Origin of the sequence: Bacillus sp. FSL R5-0709 (assembly GCF_038004785.1) — a bacterium.
Lineage (GTDB): Bacteria > Bacillota > Bacilli > Bacillales > Bacillaceae_G > Bacillus_A > Bacillus_A mycoides.
In genome coordinates this window covers 2,168,788-2,185,711 of record NZ_JBBORT010000001.1, presented here as the reverse complement: position 1 = coordinate 2,185,711, position 16,924 = coordinate 2,168,788, and the positions used below count along the sequence as shown (strand labels likewise).

General features: G+C 35.3%; 14 protein-coding genes and 1 pseudogene. 4 read left to right on the top strand and 11 right to left on the bottom strand.

Translation table 11 applies throughout. The annotated features are described in order from the left end of the window. Window positions 1-120: 120 nt before the first annotated feature. Complete coding sequence (locus tag MKX37_RS11225) at window positions 121-1,173, top strand: enoyl-CoA hydratase/isomerase family protein (protein WP_002065275.1); 1,053 nt, start codon at window positions 121-123, stop codon at window positions 1,171-1,173. Between the two features lie 149 nt (window positions 1,174-1,322). Further along, window positions 1,323-1,955: a LysE family translocator gene (locus MKX37_RS11220; RefSeq protein WP_087995738.1), complete on the top strand. Its 633-nt coding sequence runs from the start codon at window positions 1,323-1,325 to the stop codon at window positions 1,953-1,955. 106 nt (window positions 1,956-2,061) lie between these two features. Here MKX37_RS11220 and MKX37_RS11215 read toward each other — a convergent pair whose 3' ends face one another. The 8 genes and pseudogenes from MKX37_RS11215 to MKX37_RS11180 form a co-directional block, all read right to left on the bottom strand. Further along, complete coding sequence (locus MKX37_RS11215; protein WP_078178873.1) at window positions 2,062-3,522, bottom strand: CoA-acylating methylmalonate-semialdehyde dehydrogenase; 1,461 nt, start codon at window positions 3,520-3,522, stop codon at window positions 2,062-2,064. A gap of 39 nt (window positions 3,523-3,561) precedes the next feature. Next, on the bottom strand, window positions 3,562-4,452 hold the full coding sequence (locus MKX37_RS11210) for an NAD(P)-dependent oxidoreductase (protein ID WP_002012741.1): 891 nt from the start codon (window positions 4,450-4,452) through the stop codon (window positions 3,562-3,564). A 16-nt stretch (window positions 4,453-4,468) separates the two neighbouring features. Then, a complete protein-coding gene (locus MKX37_RS11205) occupies window positions 4,469-6,178 on the bottom strand; it encodes an acyl-CoA dehydrogenase family protein (protein WP_033713290.1) in 1,710 nt (569 codons plus the stop codon). 155 nt (window positions 6,179-6,333) lie between these two features. Continuing rightward, the gene (gene prpB / locus MKX37_RS11200; RefSeq protein WP_002168448.1) at window positions 6,334-7,242 is read right to left on the bottom strand and encodes a methylisocitrate lyase; all 909 of its coding nucleotides are present in this window, start codon (window positions 7,240-7,242) and stop codon (window positions 6,334-6,336) included. Between the two features lie 18 nt (window positions 7,243-7,260). Further along, window positions 7,261-8,697: a 2-methylcitrate dehydratase gene (prpD, locus tag MKX37_RS11195; protein WP_002127277.1), complete on the bottom strand. Its 1,437-nt coding sequence runs from the start codon at window positions 8,695-8,697 to the stop codon at window positions 7,261-7,263. A gap of 98 nt (window positions 8,698-8,795) precedes the next feature. Continuing rightward, on the bottom strand, window positions 8,796-9,917 hold the full coding sequence (gene mmgD / locus MKX37_RS11190) for a citrate synthase (RefSeq protein WP_002168449.1): 1,122 nt from the start codon (window positions 9,915-9,917) through the stop codon (window positions 8,796-8,798). 415 nt (window positions 9,918-10,332) lie between these two features. After that, window positions 10,333-10,604: pseudogene (locus tag MKX37_RS11185) on the bottom strand (HesB/YadR/YfhF family protein). 15 nt (window positions 10,605-10,619) lie between these two features. Then, the gene (locus MKX37_RS11180) at window positions 10,620-11,765 is read right to left on the bottom strand and encodes an MFS transporter (protein ID WP_002168450.1); all 1,146 of its coding nucleotides are present in this window, start codon (window positions 11,763-11,765) and stop codon (window positions 10,620-10,622) included. Between the two features lie 234 nt (window positions 11,766-11,999). Here MKX37_RS11180 and MKX37_RS11175 point away from each other — a divergent pair, with 234 nt between their 5' ends. Further along, window positions 12,000-12,281 (top strand): hypothetical protein, encoded by a 282-nt coding sequence (locus tag MKX37_RS11175; protein WP_002185918.1) that lies wholly within the window; start codon window positions 12,000-12,002, stop codon window positions 12,279-12,281. Between the two features lie 80 nt (window positions 12,282-12,361). Here the strand turns inward: MKX37_RS11175 and MKX37_RS11170 are convergent, their stop codons facing one another. Further along, a complete protein-coding gene (locus MKX37_RS11170; RefSeq protein WP_002185919.1) occupies window positions 12,362-14,869 on the bottom strand; it encodes a transglycosylase domain-containing protein in 2,508 nt (835 codons plus the stop codon). A 466-nt stretch (window positions 14,870-15,335) separates the two neighbouring features. Here MKX37_RS11170 and MKX37_RS11165 point away from each other — a divergent pair, with 466 nt between their 5' ends. Then, window positions 15,336-15,545 carry a KTSC domain-containing protein gene (locus MKX37_RS11165; protein ID WP_002085762.1) on the top strand — a complete coding sequence of 70 codons (210 nt, stop codon included), beginning with the start codon at window positions 15,336-15,338 and terminating at the stop codon, window positions 15,543-15,545. A 67-nt stretch (window positions 15,546-15,612) separates the two neighbouring features. Here the strand turns inward: MKX37_RS11165 and MKX37_RS11160 are convergent, their stop codons facing one another. Next, window positions 15,613-15,825: a YqaE/Pmp3 family membrane protein gene (locus MKX37_RS11160; protein ID WP_002085763.1), complete on the bottom strand. Its 213-nt coding sequence runs from the start codon at window positions 15,823-15,825 to the stop codon at window positions 15,613-15,615. A gap of 300 nt (window positions 15,826-16,125) precedes the next feature. Further along, window positions 16,126-16,785, bottom strand: a complete 660-nt coding sequence (locus tag MKX37_RS11155) for a DUF6944 family repetitive protein (protein ID WP_002035373.1) — start codon at window positions 16,783-16,785, stop codon at window positions 16,126-16,128. Between the last annotated feature and the right edge of the window lie 139 nt (window positions 16,786-16,924).

The following is a 16,924-nucleotide window of genomic DNA, read 5'->3' as shown; positions in this document are numbered from 1 at the left end:
ACTCGTCAAAATATGCGATAAATACTAACACTAAGCACCTAATTTGGACAAAAATTATAGAGGACATTTCAGCATGTATCAAGAAATAAGAATAGAAAGATAAGTAAGGGAGGATTTATAATGACTGAACACGTTTTATTTTCTGTTAGCGAAAACGGCGTTGCATCTATTACTTTAAACCGTCCAAAAGCACTTAATTCTTTATCCTATGACATGTTACAACCAATTGGGCAAAAACTTAAAGAATGGGAGCAAGATGAGCGTATTGAACTCATCGTTTTAAAAGGAGCTGGGACGAAAGGTTTTTGTGCAGGTGGTGATATTAAAACGCTATACGAAGCACGTTCTAACGAAGTTGCATTACAACATGCAGAGCAGTTTTTTGAAGAAGAATATGAAATTGATACATTTATTTATCAATACAAAAAACCAATTATCGCTTGTTTAGATGGAATTGTAATGGGCGGTGGTGTCGGTCTGACAAATGGAGCGACGTATCGAATTGTAACAGAGCGTACGAAGTGGGCAATGCCTGAAATGAACATCGGTTTCTTCCCTGATGTCGGTGCTGCTTATTTCTTAAATAAAGCGCCTGGATATACTGGTCGATATGTTGCTTTAACAGCATCTATTTTAAAAGCTCCTGATGTATTATATATTAACGCTGCTGATTACTTTATGACATCAGATTCATTACCAAATTTCCTTACCGCACTTGAAAATGTAAATTGGAAAAAAGAAGATGTACATACTCATTTAAAAGAAGTTATTCGTACATTTGCAACTGCTCCAAACTTAGATGGCAATCTTTCTTCTTCAGTAGAAGAAATTAATTCGCATTTTGCATTCGATACAATTGAGGGAATCATTCAATCGTTAGAGAAAGATCAAAGTCCATTTGCCCAAACAACGAAAGAAAAGCTATTATCCAAATCCCCTGTTTCATTAAAGGTAACATTAAAACAGTTTATTGATGGCCAAGAAAAGTCAGTTGAAGAATGTTTCGCGACAGATCTTATACTCGCTAAAAACTTCATGCGACATGAAGATTTCTTTGAAGGAGTACGCTCCGTTGTAGTTGATAAAGACCAAAATCCAAATTATAAATATAAACAATTAAGTGATGTTTCAGAAGAAGATGTAAATCGATTCTTTAACTTACTTAACGCTTAAACAAAGAGGCCATATATTGTAGCACACTCTCAGCTACTCTATATGGCCTCTTCTTTTTAGTTAAATATAATTTAATTTTATTTAACTAAAATGTATGTTAAACTAACGTTAATCGAATTTTCTAAAAACAACAAAGGAAGGCGGATAACATTATGGAAAATTTTTTTCTGTTTATTATTATGTCTATATGTCTTATTATTCTACCCGGTCCTGATACAGCAATGGCTACGAAAAACACATTGATTGCCGGCAAAATCGGCGGCGTAAAAACTGTTTTTGGTACTTGTGTTGCGCTTTTAATTCACACTTTAGCTGCTGTAATTGGTCTTTCAGCACTTATTGTAAAGTCTGCTCTTTTATTTTCTATTTTTAAATATGTTGGTGCTGTATATTTAGTCTATATTGGTATTAAAGCCCTTTTAGCAGTAAGAAACACAGAAGACTTAAATACAAATGACGTTCCAATAAATAATGACAATAAACATACTTCTTGCTTTCGCCAAGGGTTTCTTACAAATTTACTAAACCCTAAGATTGCAGTCTTCTTTTTAACTTTTTTACCACAGTTTTTAAATCCAAATCATAATACATTTATACAACTTCTCATTATGGGACTTACTTATCTCATTTTAACCGTCATTTGGTTTGCTTTTTATATATTTTTAATTGATAAAATTAGTGCTTTTATGAAAAAACCGAAGACACAGCGTTATATTCAAGGGATTACAGGAATCGTCTTAATTGGGTTTGGTATTAAATTAGCCTTTGAAAGAAATAGTTAACACAATACAAACGAAAATACACTACTCCATTATGAGTAGTGTATTTTCGTTTGTATTATTTTTATAATGAGTGGGAATGCACCCCACTCATTATCATTTCACTTTATTAAAACCAGCGCTCAGTTACAACTTTTTTACGTGTATAAAATTGAACGCCATCCGTACCATTTGTACCAAGATCTCCAAAGAATGAAGCTTTGTTTCCTGCAAATGCGAAGAATGCCATTGGTGCTGGAACATTAACGTTTACACCAATCATACCAGCATCAATATTGTCTCGGAATGTTTGTGCATGTTTTCCATTTGATGTATAAATAACAGCACCATTCGCAAATTTCGATTGATTTGTCAGCTTAATACCTTCTTCTAAATCTTTTACTCTTACAATACTTAATACTGGAGCGAAAATTTCATCTTGCCAAATTTTCATTTCTTGATTTACACCATCAAAGATTGTTGCACCAACAAAGTAACCTTCTCCAACTTCTTCATTGATTTTACGGCCATCTACTAGTAAAGTTGCTCCATCTACTACACCACTATTAATATAGCCTAAAACACGTTCTTTATGAGATTCACGGATTAATGGTCCAACATAATTATCTTCGTTGAAACCGTCACCTACTTTTAACTTCTTCGTTTCCGCTACTAATACATCAATGAATTCATCAGCAATTTCATCAACTACTGCTACTACTGAACATGCCATGCAGCGCTCTCCACTACTTGCAAACGCAGACCCAATTACACCTTGTACTGTTTTCTCAAGGTTGCAATCTGGCATAACAACTGCATGGTTTTTCGCACCTGCTAACGCTTGTACACGTTTACCATTTTTTGTACCAGTTTCATATACGTAGCGTGCCACTGGCTCAGAGCCAACAAACGAAACTGCTTGAATATCTTTATTTTCTAAAATACTATTTACAACATCTTTTCCGCCTTGTACTAAATTTAATACCCCTTTTGGAAAACCAGCTTCATAGAATAACTCTACAAGTCGCTCAGCTAAAAGTGGCGTTCTTTCAGATGTTTTTAATACGAATGTATTACCGCAAGCAATTGCAAGTGGGAACATCCATAATGGAATCATCATCGGGAAGTTAAACGGTGTAATACCAGCAACAACTCCGATTGGGTAGCGCCAAATCGATCCATCAATTCCACTAGCAATATTCGGAAGAGCTTGTCCCATCATTAAATTTGGTGCTGATGTTGCAAGTTCTACCGCTTCAATACCACGCTGTACTTCACCAGTTGCATCCGTTAGCGTTTTACCGTTTTCTAGCGTAATGATTTTTGCAAGCTCATCTTTATTTTCTTGTAACAGTTGTAGATATTTGTATAGTTGTCTTGAACGATTTGGAACTGGCACTTTAGACCATGTTTTGTATGCCGCTTTTGCCGCTTCAACAGCTTTTTCAACATCTTCTTTTGGAGAAAGTGGAACGTAAGCGATGATTTTTCCAGTTGCCGGATTCGGAACCGCTTCTACTTCCGTACCAGTAGATTCTACCCATTCGCCATTAATATGATTTTTCACTCGTTTAATTTCAGTTGTAATCATTATATTCTCTCCTTTTTTATCATGGTTTTTATAAGTGCACTATTTTTGATTAGAAATTAATTGTTCGCTAACTTTCTTATATAAAGCAGCCATATCGTTTTCACCATATCCTGCCTCACTCGCTTCTTCATATACATTTAATAGCATCTCACTTACCGGTAAGTGAAGTTCACTTTCTTTAGCTAACTCTATCGCAAATCCTAAATCTTTCTTTAATAAATTTACAGTAAAGCCTGGCTCATAATTTTCTGATGCAATGAAACTTTTATAATTACGCTCATAAATTCTACTTTGACCGTAACTTACATTTAAAATATCAAACATTTTATCTAAATCCATATTGTTCTTTTTCGCTAATGTTAAAGCTTCACTCACACCAGCTGTATAAAAACCAATTAATAGATTATTAATTAATTTAACAGTTGTACCACTATCAATCTGCTCACTAACATGGAAAACATTCGCTCCAAGCACTTCCATGACAGATTCAGTTTTCTCATATACTTCTTTCGATCCACCAACCATAAACGTTAATGTACGGTTTTCTGCACCAATTACCCCACCGCTAACAGGTGCTGCTAAAAAGTCTACTTTCTTTTCCTTCGCCGATTCCTCTAATTGTTTGTTTAATTGTGGAGATACTGTACTTGTATCAATTAAAGCTACATTCGAGTGGCTATTTTCAAATAATCCTTCTTCCCCAAAATATACCGCTTCCACAGCACGAGGTGAAGGCAAACTTGTAAAAATCACATCGCATGTCTCTGCTAGTTTTGAGATTGATAGGCCGATAATTCCTCCTTCTTTTTCAAAGGAAGCTTCCGCCTCTTTATTCAAGTCCACTCCATATACTGTGTAGCTAGATTTAACTAAATTTTTAGACATTGGAAGACCCATGTTACCTAAACCGATAAAACCAATCTTTTTCATATCGCTTTCCTCCTATTTACACAATATATTTCCCGCGATTTATAATAACTTTCGCAATATCTCTCTTTTTCGTAAATAAGTTTGAGTATAAAGGCACTAATAATTGACGGATTTCAGCTAATATTTCTTGTCTATTTTGTTCTTCTGTGACAGCTGCTGAAAGAATGGAAATCGCAGCTTCTTCTACTTTACGATATCCTTCTTCACAAATAACACCTGTTATCATTTGCTTCGTACGCTCTTTTTCCTCACCATTTTTACTAACTGCTTTCCTCGTACGTAAAAATGCTGATTCCATGACGTACACGTCCGTCAACATATTTGATAATACGCGTGAATATTCTTGCTCTTGCTCAATTTTTATTCCTGGAGTTTTAGAGAGCGTTTTCAAAGATTGTTTCAACAATTTTTTCGCTAATAAAATGTAACGATGGTTTCTTTCTACATTTGCTACATCAATTTCTACTTCAGCATCTTCTATTTGCTCGATTTGCTTCATTAACATTTTTGCAACTGTTAATCTATTAATTTCATTCGTTCCTTCAAAAATACGACTAATTCTAGCATCACGATATAATCGTTCTACTTCGTATTCTTGCATATAACCGTAACCACCATGAATTTGTACAGCTTCATCTACGATATAAGCAAGTGTTTCAGAAGCGTTTACTTTATTCAGTGCACATTCAATTGCAAATTGGGACATTTTTTTCATAAGATCTTCATCACTCTCATGAATTGCTTCATCAATTACACCCGCTGTACGGTAAGCTGCACTTTCTGCTCCATATGTAGAAATAATCATATTGGCAATTTTCTCTTGAATCATCGTAAAATCTACTAATTCCGTTTGGAACTGTTTTCGCTCTTTTCCATATTGAACTGACAAACCGATTGCTTGTTTTGCTGTTCCAATATTTCCAAAAGCAAGTTTTAGTCTAGCGAAGTTAAGAATATTAAGAGCTACGTGATGCCCTTTCCCAACTTCCCCTAAAATATTTTCAGCGGGGATGACAACATCTTCTAAAATAAGCGTCGCTGTTGAAGATCCTTTAATCCCCATCTTCTTTTCTTCTAATCCTATTGATACACCTTCACATGTTCTTTCGACAATAAACGCTGTCATTCCTTTATTTGTCTTCGCAAAAACAACGTATACATCTGCCATATGAGCATTTGTAATCCACTGCTTCTCACCATTCAACTTCCAAGCAGTACCATCTTCATTCAATACTGCACTCGTTTTTGCACTTAATGCATCAGAACCAGCATTTGGCTCAGTTAAAGCATAAGCCCCAATCCATTCTCCCGATGCGATTTTCGGTAAATATTTTTCTTTCTGTTCTTTCGTTCCATAATATATGTAAGGCAATGTACCTACACCGGCGTGTATATTAAAAGAAACGCTAAATGCACCAGCGTAACCCATTTTCTCTGCTACAAGACCTGAGACAGCCTTTCCTAACTCGAATCCGCCATAATCTTCTGGTACCTCAATGCCTAATAATCCAAGTTCCCCAGCTTTCTCAAATAATTGGCGAGAAACTTTATAGTTATGTTGTTCAATATTCTCAATTTGCGGGACAATTTCTTGTTTAACGAATTGTTCTGTCGTTTTTGCAATTAAATCTTCATCCCCTGAAAAATCTTCTGGTGTAAAGAAAGTATTATTCACATCTTTATTGAGTGAAAAAAATTCATCCCATGGTAACTTCGTTTTCTCCATCTGAATCCCCCTATCATTTCGGCCTTCGTTGATCTTTGCATATGCTCGTCTACGATGAGTGGAATATCTTATTATTGAAAACAGAAGGCGATGATTTTTCACATCAAGCAGTTCGTTTTGCCAAAGATGTATTTTCATCGCCTAAATCCTTCTACCTATTGATCTTCAGATAATACTGTTTTTGCAATTCCAGTATCTAACTCTTCAAAGTCATGATATGAAATTGTTTCATATAATTCACTTCTCGTTTGCATATTAGAAAGTGCATCTTTTTGAGAACCTGTTTCCTTAATTAGCGTAAACACATTCTCATATGCTTTTGCAGCAACACGAAGTGAAGTTACAGGATAAATTACCATTTGGAAGCCCATATTCGCAAATTCCTCTGCACTATAATATGGTGTTTTTCCGAACTCAGTCATATTTGCTAGTAAAGGTGCATTCACTTTGCTAGTAAATAAACGGAATTCTTCTTCCGATTGAAGCGCTTCTGGGAATATTGCATCTGCTCCTGCTTTTACATATGCATTCGCTCTTTCAATCGCTGCATCTAATCCTTCCACGCCGCGAGCATCTGTGCGTGCTACAATATATAAACTTGGCGCAACTTCTTTAATCGCTTTAATTTTTTGAACTAATTCTTCTGTAGTAACAAGTTTCTTACCATTTAAATGTCCACATTTCTTTGGTAATTGTTGATCTTCAATCTGAACAGCCGCAACTTTCGCTTCCACCATTTCTACAGCTGTTCTCGCTACGTTTAGTACTCCACCAAATCCTGTATCAATATCAACAAGAACTGGTAAATCTGTAGCTCTAACTAGATCCCTTGCTCTCTCTGCTACTTCAGTAGACGTCACGATTCCTAAATCTGGTAGTCCTTTACTTGCAGTGTAAGCAGCTCCCGATAAATATAGAGCTGAAAAACCTGTATTTTTCGCAACAAGAGCCGCCATTGCATCATGAGCACCTGGAATTTGCAAAATTTCATTTGCTTCTACTAAAGCTCGGAAGCGATTCGTAAGCTCCTCTTGTGTCGACTGTTTATTCACAACCCAAGCCATTCTAAATTCCCCCTATTATTAAATTAAGAATAGATCTACAAATTCGTTTACATTCATATTTTCTAGTTTTTCTTCATTTAGACAAGCTTCATGGATTTTTTCTTGTTGCTTACTAGAATAATGACCTGCCATATTTGCAGTGAATTTTCGAACAACTTTTGGAATTGCTTCGTCTCTACGGAAACGGTGGCCAAGTGGATATTCACATTCCACATTTTCTGTTACAGTACCATCTTTAAAATGAACTTGAACAGCGTTGGCGATTGAGCGCTTGTTCGGGTCAAGGTAATCTAAACTGTACTGTTTGTTTTCAACAACAACCATCTTATTACGTAATTCATCTACACGTGGATCATTCGCTACTACATCCTCATAATCATCCGCAACGATATCTCCTTTTAATAAACCTATTGCCGTAATGTATTGTAGGCAGTGATCGCGATCAGCTGGGTTATTTAATGGACCTTCTTTATCGATAATACGAATTGCTGACTCATGAGTTGTAATTGTAATACGATCAATTTCATCTAATCTTTCTTTAAGTTCCGGATGTAATTTCACTGCACATTCTGCAGCTGTTTGTGCATGGAATTCTGCTGGGAATGACACTTTGAATAATACATTTTCCATTACATAAGCTTCTAGCGGTCTTGCTAATTTTAATTCTTGCTTGTTAAATAACACATCTTGGAATCCCCATCCTGGTGCAGATAATGCCGTTGGGTAACCCATTTCACCTTTTAATGCAGTCATTGCAAGATGAACACCGCGGCTCGTCGCATCACCTGCTGCCCATGATTTACGTGAACCTGTATTTGGAGCATGACGATATGTACGAAGACTAGAATTATCAATCCACGCATGTGATAATGCATTAAAGATTTCCTCACGCGTTCCGCCAAGCATTTTTGCAACTACTGCAGTCGTCGCTACTTTTACGTATAATACGTGATCAAGACCAACACGGTTTAAACTGTTTTCTAAAGCAAGTACACCTTGAATTTCATGTGCTTTAATCATCATTTCTAGTACTTCACGTACTTTTAATGGTTCTTTTCCTTCTGAAATACGAACGCGGCTAATATAATCTGCAACTGCTAAAATTCCGCCTAAGTTATCAGATGGATGTCCCCACTCTGCTGCAAGCCAAGTATCGTTATAGTCTAACCAACGGATCATACATCCGATATTAAATGCGCCTTTTACTGGATCTAGCACATAAGATGTTCCTGGTACACGTGTACCATTTGGCACGATTGTTCCTGGTACAACTGGTCCTAATAATTTCGTACACTCTGGGTATTGTAGTGCTAAAATTCCACATCCAAGTGTATCAAGTAATACGTAGCGAGCCGTACTGAATGCCTCTGCACTTGTAACCTCTTTATTTAATACATAGTCCGTAATTTCTTCTAATAATGCATCTTTTTGTTTAATTTCATTTGTTTTAATCATGCTATTCTTCCCTTTCTGTCGAAAATTCGTTATTATTAATGATGGGTGTCGGTCAAACACCCATCTGGCGGGCGGCGCTAACAACTCCCCAGTTGTTTTTATTTACTAAATGCATGTCGCTCGCCAATATAATTTACACGTGGGCGGAACAAACGATTGTTCGCATGTTGCTCAATTACGTGTGCACATAGCCCTACTGTTCTAGAACTAAAGAAGATTGGTGTGTAAAGTTGAATTGGAATACCAAGCATCCAATATACTGGAGCAGCATAATAATCAAGATTCGGATAAATCCCTTTTTCCTTCTCCATAATTTTTTCTCCAGCTTCACACATTTCATATAGTGTATAATCGCCTTTCACATCACATAACTGCTTTAATGCTTCCTTCATCATAAGTGCTCTTGGATCCATCTTTTTCATATAAACACGGTGTCCAAAGCCCATAATTTTTTCTTTGTTATATAGTTTCTTCTGTAATAACTCTTCAAATTTCTCAACATTACCAGCTTCTAAAAGCATGTACATAACCGCTTCATTCGCACCGCCATGAAGACTTCCTTTTAAGGATGCAACTGCTCCTGTTAAAGCACCGTATAAGTCGGATTGCGTTGATGCAATAACGCGTGCTGTAAATGTAGAGTTTGGCATTTCATGTTCACTATATAAAACAAGGGAACGATCAAAGATTTTCTCTTCAAGTTCAGTTGGTTTCTTTCCAGTTAACATATAGAAGAAATTCGCACTATATGACAATTCTTGAAGAGGCTCAATTGGTTCCTCATTATTTAAAATATGGTAGCTATTCGCTACAATATTTGGCACTTTACTTAAAAGCTTGTATCCTCGACTTTTATTCACTTCTAACGAGCGGTTTTCGATATCACTATCGTAACCAGCTAATGCAGACACACCTGTACGTAGCCCATCCATAGGATGCGTTTCCTTAGGCAATGCCTTTAGAACATTGAATACACCTTCTGGCACTGTATATTCTTCTTTTAATTTCTTTTCAATTGTTACTTTCTCATCCTCATTCGGTAAACGTTCTTCTAATAAAAGGTGCACAATGTCTAAATACTCTTTTGTTTTTGAGAGTTCGATTAAATCATACCCTTGAATTACAATTTCACCTTTTACTGTGTCAAGAAACGAAATTTTCGTTTCCGCTGCTACTACACCATCTAATCCCGGGGAAAATTTTTCTTCAGCTTTCATCATTATTTCCTCCAATCCTAATAGATCTTCGTGCACATAACTGTAAGCCTTTACAATAATATGAAACTACATTTCTATTTCAATGTATCAGAGTTTTTAGAAGATTTCAATTTATTTTATAATGATAAGTTTCCTATACTTTTACCGATGTAATAATACAATTTTTCAAAAATAACTTTCATCTTTTATAAAGAAAGGACAGACATCCTTTTACAATTTTTTAAAACGAAATATAACAATTATCCATATAATCCCACTAAATATACCTTTAATCCCTTTTTCTTCAACAAACATAAAAAACCGAGCTGCACTCATGCACAGCTCGGTTTTTTATAATATTTATTTCATATGCCCATAAATATAATTCTTATATAAAATTTATTTATTTTTAATAAAATTATTATTTTACATAATTAAATTAAATTTCTTCCGTTTCTTTACGATAGCTTACAACTAATTCATAGTTTTGAAAGTACGAAAGATCATCAAAATCTATAAAAATAAACTACCGTCTTTCTCAACTGACACTATTTCCCCATCTGATTTTTCAGAAATAATCCCTAAAGAATATCCGGGCTGAATTGAGCTATTTCCTCCGTACCTTACAATACATCAAATAGATTCATCATGCTTTATACGCAATTCTTCCTTAAAGCATCGTCGAGCATCATGTTCAATTGAAATTTTCATCTTCGCTCTTCCTGTTTACGCAAAATCCTTTTTGCCTAATCTTTGTTTTACAAAAATGACAAATATAATTAAAGCTATTAATCCTGAAATTGCACTACCTGCGAATAAAATACGGTAACCAAACATTTGTGAAACAACTCCAAGTAAAATCGCACCTAATCCAATACCTAAATCAAATGCAGTAAAGAATGAAGCGTTAGCAACTCCTCTTTTACTAGGATCAACAATTGTCAGCATCGCTGCTTGTAAAGCGGGCTGTGCTGAACCGAATCCAACACCATATAATGCCGCTGCAATCATTACACCTATCAAACCATTTGAAATCGTTAGTACAACTATCGCTAAAATAGTAATACATAGTGCCGGAAGTATGATAAAAACTTCTCCATACTTATCTAATAGTTTTCCTGAAATAGGTCGTACAATTGTTAAAGCAATTGCATATACAAGAAAGAATGTCCCAGGATTCACATCAATTGATGACGCGAATAACGGTAAAAATGTTGTTATTCCTCCATATGCAAATGATAAAAAGAAAACAACAACCGTTATTGATAAAACGGATTTTTCAAACAGCTGAATTTTCCCTTTTTCTTTTTGTGGCGTGAATGGCATTTTCGTTATTAACGATAATACGACTGCCATAAAGGATAAAAGAGTTGCTAACAAGAATAGACCATGAAATGAATAATTTTGTACAACCCATAATCCAATCATCGGGCCAATTGCCATCGCGATTGTCATCGCCATGCCATACCAGCCCATCCCTTCACCACGACGTGAATCTGGAATAATATCAGTTATCGCTGTTCCAACTGCTGTTGTAGAAACAGCCCACGTCACTCCGTGAATAACGCGTAAAACAGCTAAAAGGGCAATAGTCGATGCTAAATTATACGAATACATCGTTATCCCAAAAAAGATGAGTCCGAAAATAATAAAAGATCTTCTACCATATTGATCTAACATTCCTCCAATAATCGGTCGTATTACAACCGCAGCTATTGTAAACATTCCCATCATCAGTCCAACTTGTGATTCATTTCCACCAATCTCTTTAATAAAGAGCGGGAGCGTTGGAACAAGTAAATAAAACCCTGTAAATAAAAATAACATCGCGATAGTCATTTGAATAAATGATTTCGTCCATAATCGTTCCATTAAAATTCCTCCATAAACACGTAAAATATTGCAATCAACATATCAATTGTATATTTTTCATGTTCCCTTGCCCTCCGCTAATAGACGTATCTTTTCATAATAAATGGTCTATCCTCAATTTAAGTTGGTCTTACGACTTTATACCTATGTTTTAAGCAAAAACCCTATATATGTACCTTTATATGTTCTAAAAGAATATACTATTTTATTATTAAACTTAGGAGTGATCGTTTCATGTGGGTATCACCAAGAATAACCGCCGTTGTCCCATCAGCTCCCTCAATACATGTTCCTGCCGTTCATACAGCTAGTTCTGATGTTGGTATCGAACTTCCTGCCGCTTGGCAACATTATCAATCGCCTGACCAAGTCACCCCTTCATTTTGGCATCATGGTACACACCCTAGTAGTAGTACTACTTTTTATAGCCCTAGTTATCCAATACCACCAACTCAAATTTTTTATCATTTCCCATCAATTTACTTTCAAAATTTCTATGGTACTTTTAACATTTAAAAATAATATTAACCTTTATAATATAAAAAGCACCAAAGGAACCGTTTTATCGGTACCTTTGGTGCTTTTATATACATTACTTATTGTCCATTATTGGCAGGGACTTCTCCTGTGTTCCCGCCAGTAGTTGGTGGCGTTGTTGCTGGTGGCGTTGGAGTTGTATTCCCTTGGCCTCCTCCACCGTTAGTCGGTGGGGTAGTATTTCCTTGATCCCCACCGTTGTTCGGTGGCGTTGTATTCCCTTGGCCTCCACCATTGTTCGGTGGTGTTGTATTTCCTTGGCCTCCACCATCGTTCGGTGGTGTTGTATTTCCTTGGCCTCCACCATTGTTCGGTGGTGTTGTATTTCCTTGGCCATTTCCATTATTTTGTTCATTTTTCTTATTTAATTCATCCTGTTTCTTTTGCTCTTCTTGCTTCTTTAGCTCTTCTTGTTTCTTAAGTTCATCTTGTTTCTTTTGCTCTTCTTGTTTCTTAAGTTCTTCCTGTTTCTTTAATTCTTCTTGCTTTTTCTCTTCTTCAGTTTTTTGCTGTTGGTCTTGTTTTGGTTGTTCCGTTGTATCCGGTACGCTCGTATTTGGAGATGAATCACGTTTTTCACCTTTTATACGTAACTCACTACCTTCTTGAATAACACTACTTGGCATTTTAAAGCGTGATTTATCTGTAGCCATCTTGCTCATCATTTCTTTAAAGATCAACTGTGCAATTTTCGTATTTTTACTACTAATATACTCGTCTTTACCATCTTTCGTATATCCAGTCCATACTGCCATCGTATATTGCGGTGTATATCCTGCAAACCAACTATCACGAGTTGCACTTTCTGGAATTCCATATTGTGCTAGTTGTTTTGAAGAATAGTTAGTTGTACCTGTTTTACCAGCTACATCTAAAGAGGCCACATTTGCCGATGTACCAGTACCTGATGTAACTACAGAACGAAGCATATCAGTAATCATATATGCTGTAGAATCCGCCATAACTGGTTTTGGTTTTTGTCCAAAACTTTGTGACTTGCCGTCTGGATAAACTACTTTCTTAACAAAATGCGGCTTCGTATACTTACCGTCATTCCCAAATGCCGCATAAGCACCTGCAATTTCAGTTGGTGACGCTTCATTTGTACCGATCGCTGTTGATTCTGTCGGTGCTACATTAAATGTAATACCTAATTTCTCAGAGAACTCTTTCGATTTACTAATACCTACCTCTTTAGCTGTTTTAATAGCTGGGATATTACGTGACTTTGTTAGTGCTTCACGCATTGAGATTGGCCCTAAATGACTTCTATCTGCATTTCTCACTTCTTGGCCAGTTGAATACTTAAATGGAGAGTCATCGATTTGATGATACGTAGCCCATTTTAAATATTCAATAGCCGGTGCATAATCAAAAATTGGCTTCATAGTTGAACCAGCTGCACGATCTAATTCAATCGCCATATTATGCCCTTTAAATACTGCTTTATTTTCACCACGACCACTACCTATAGCACGAACTTCACCAGTTTTCGTATCCATAAATGTGAAAGCCCCTTGGAACTTATCGTTTGGATAATTAATAATATTTGCATTTAAAAGCTGATCAGCAAAATCTTGCGCTTTTGGATCCAAAGTTGTATAAATTTCTAAACCGTCAGATCCAATATTAACATCTGGTATTTCTTTTTCTACTTCTTTCACAACTGCATCCATAAATGCAGTATGTGGCATCGCTTGTAGTTCAGCTGCACTCTTAATATTTTTATCCACTGGTACTTTCGATGCTTCTTCCATTTCTGCCTTTGTAATATAACCATGTCGATTCATTAACCCTAGTACAGTATTTCTTCTTTCTGTTGCCCTTTGAACATTTTCTTTTTTCGTTGGGTCATAGTTATTCGGTGCTTTTGGTAAACCGGCAAGCATCGCAACTTCTGGTAATGTTAAATCTTTCAATTCTTTACCGTAGTAGTTTTGTGCTGCTGTTGCGATTCCATATGAACGATTACCTAAATTAATTTTATTTAAATACATCTCTAAAATTTCATGTTTTGAATACTGTTGTTCTAGCTTATAGGCTAAATATATTTCCTGAACTTTACGTTTTGACGTTTTTTCCATCGATAAGAAGTAGTTTTTAATAACTTGCTGCGTTATCGTACTACCACCTTGAGAGCCATAATCTCCCTTAAGACTAACTAAAACTGCACGAGCAGTACCTTTAAAATCTACTCCGCTATGCTCATAAAAACGCGAATCTTCTGTTGCTAAAAATGCATTTTCTACCAATTTAGGGATTTGATCATACGTAACATTCGTCCGCTTTTCTTTCCCATATTCATATACCAAATTCCCGTCTTTATCATAAATTTTTGAGGATAACGGATTAACAAGTTTTGCTTTCTCAAGTTTTGGTGCATCCTTAATCATTACGAAAAAGGTAGCAACCCCTGCCACTAATCCTACAATACCAAGTAGTAAACAACTGATTAAAAATTTACGAAAAAACGATGTTTTACCTTTTGGTTTTGTTTTTTTAGAAGCTGGCTGTTTTTTCTTTTGAACTTGTCGTCGCTCCTCTCGAGAACGATAATTTTCTGACATGTTACTTTCTCCTGCCTTTCAATTCTCCCGTTGATTTACTTGAAAATATTGAGGTCACTTTCCCAAATACATTTAATCAAGAAAGTATATCGACCTGGATCATTCAATATTTTCCCAATTCACAGATTATACATTTTAGAATACTTCTTATACAAACTATTTTCACTTCTATTTTTTCTAATAATACTGCCCCTTAAAGCATAGAATGTAAGAAGTGAATTTTTAATACCTCGTATAAATAATATACCTTTTTTTCAAATGGTCAATATTTTCTTATTTATAAATCAAAGGTGAAATAAAAATAGCACAACGATATGTACTTCGTGTGAACTTCCTTATAATTACGTATAACAAACATTTAATATATTGCATATAAGTATAATACTCCTTTAATTATTAGGATTTCAACACGACAATCCCCTTCTCTACAAGAAACCATCTAAAATGAAAAATAAGGAGTTGCGTAATGATGAAGCTATCTCCCGTTATTTCAAAAAAATTAGTTGCTGTTGGCTATAATCCTTTTTCTATGATTTTACGTATTCAACTAAAGAATGGTATGTATGATTTCTTTAATGTGCCAGAAAGCATTTACACCGGTTTATTAAACGCACACTCTAAAAGTTATTATCATAATACTTATATTAAAAATTCTTACCGCTATACTAAAATTTAAACTTGATTGGCATACAAAAAAGAAAGGCGAATCAAATCCCCTTTCTTTTTTGTATGTCAATCGCAATTTACCTTCTATTTCTTTTATTAATTTCATCATACGCTTGAACTTGTTTTTTAAGTCGCCTGTCGGCTTTTTTATCATGTACGACAAGAACTGCGTGTATCGCGCCTGGAACCCAAAAAATTAAGGTTAAAATGAAATTAATAATCGCTTGAAACGGCTTTCCGCAAAATAAAACAGCTACCGGCGGAAGTAAAATTGCTAATAAGTACATCATGTCTGAAAAACTCCTTAATGTTTATTTTTCGATTCTTCCCCATCCATCTCCTACACTATCAAACCTATGAAATCATGTTATTTCTAAAAGCGTATATAAGAACTCATCATTACAAAAATCACATATAATAGTATAACTAAATGAGAAGCCTCTCACTAACGTTAACAAGTTATTTTCACCTGTTCATTTATATGTATATTCTACGCCTATATGAAAAAGCCTACAAAAACAATTAACACATCCATCTTGTCCTACTTCTAAAATTGAAATACTCCAAACTTCATTGAAATGAGTATTTCATCACCTTTTCTTAGATTCCAATCGTTGTTCCTCTACTATTTCGGTTAATCCAATTGCTGAAATTACAGTACCTATTGCCTGTATCCAAATACCTATTAGCCCTATTATACGTTGATCTTCTTTATCTATATTACTGTCTTCTTTTCCCTTTTCTTCTTTTGGTATATTTTTAATACCTTCATATGCTTGTAATCCCGCACCTAAACTTTGCATTGAATTCCCTAATACGATAATCCACTGTATTCCATTTATCTCATTCAATGCTACTTCTACTCCTAAAAAAGCGCCAATTGATTGCAAACTATTTCCAGTAATTATAAGGAAATCATTTTCTTTCATTTGTTCATTGAGATTAAAATACGTTCCTATTACATTTGAAATATTACCTAAAGCTAATAACTCAATCCCCGTTTTCGCTAGCGCTTTATTTTTATTATCTATAGTTACCTCTTGCTTCTCACATTTATCTTCATCTTTCGCATCATTAGTTGCTATAATTTGTAATATATATCCGAGAGCTTGTAATGAACTCCCTACAATAACGAGATCCGACTCAATCTTTTCTTCTCCTGCAAACCCTCTAGTTGTTCCAATTGCTGCTATAAGATTTCCTCCAACTTGAAACCATGCCCCTGTCAATTCTAAATCGCGTAGGTTCATTTTCCATCACCTATATTAAAATTTTCTAGTACATTCGAAATAAACAAATATCACCTTTAATTCATTATTCTATTTTTCATATGTAATTTTGTGCATCACATAATGTACTAATAATACAAAAGAGCACCTTTCTGGCGCT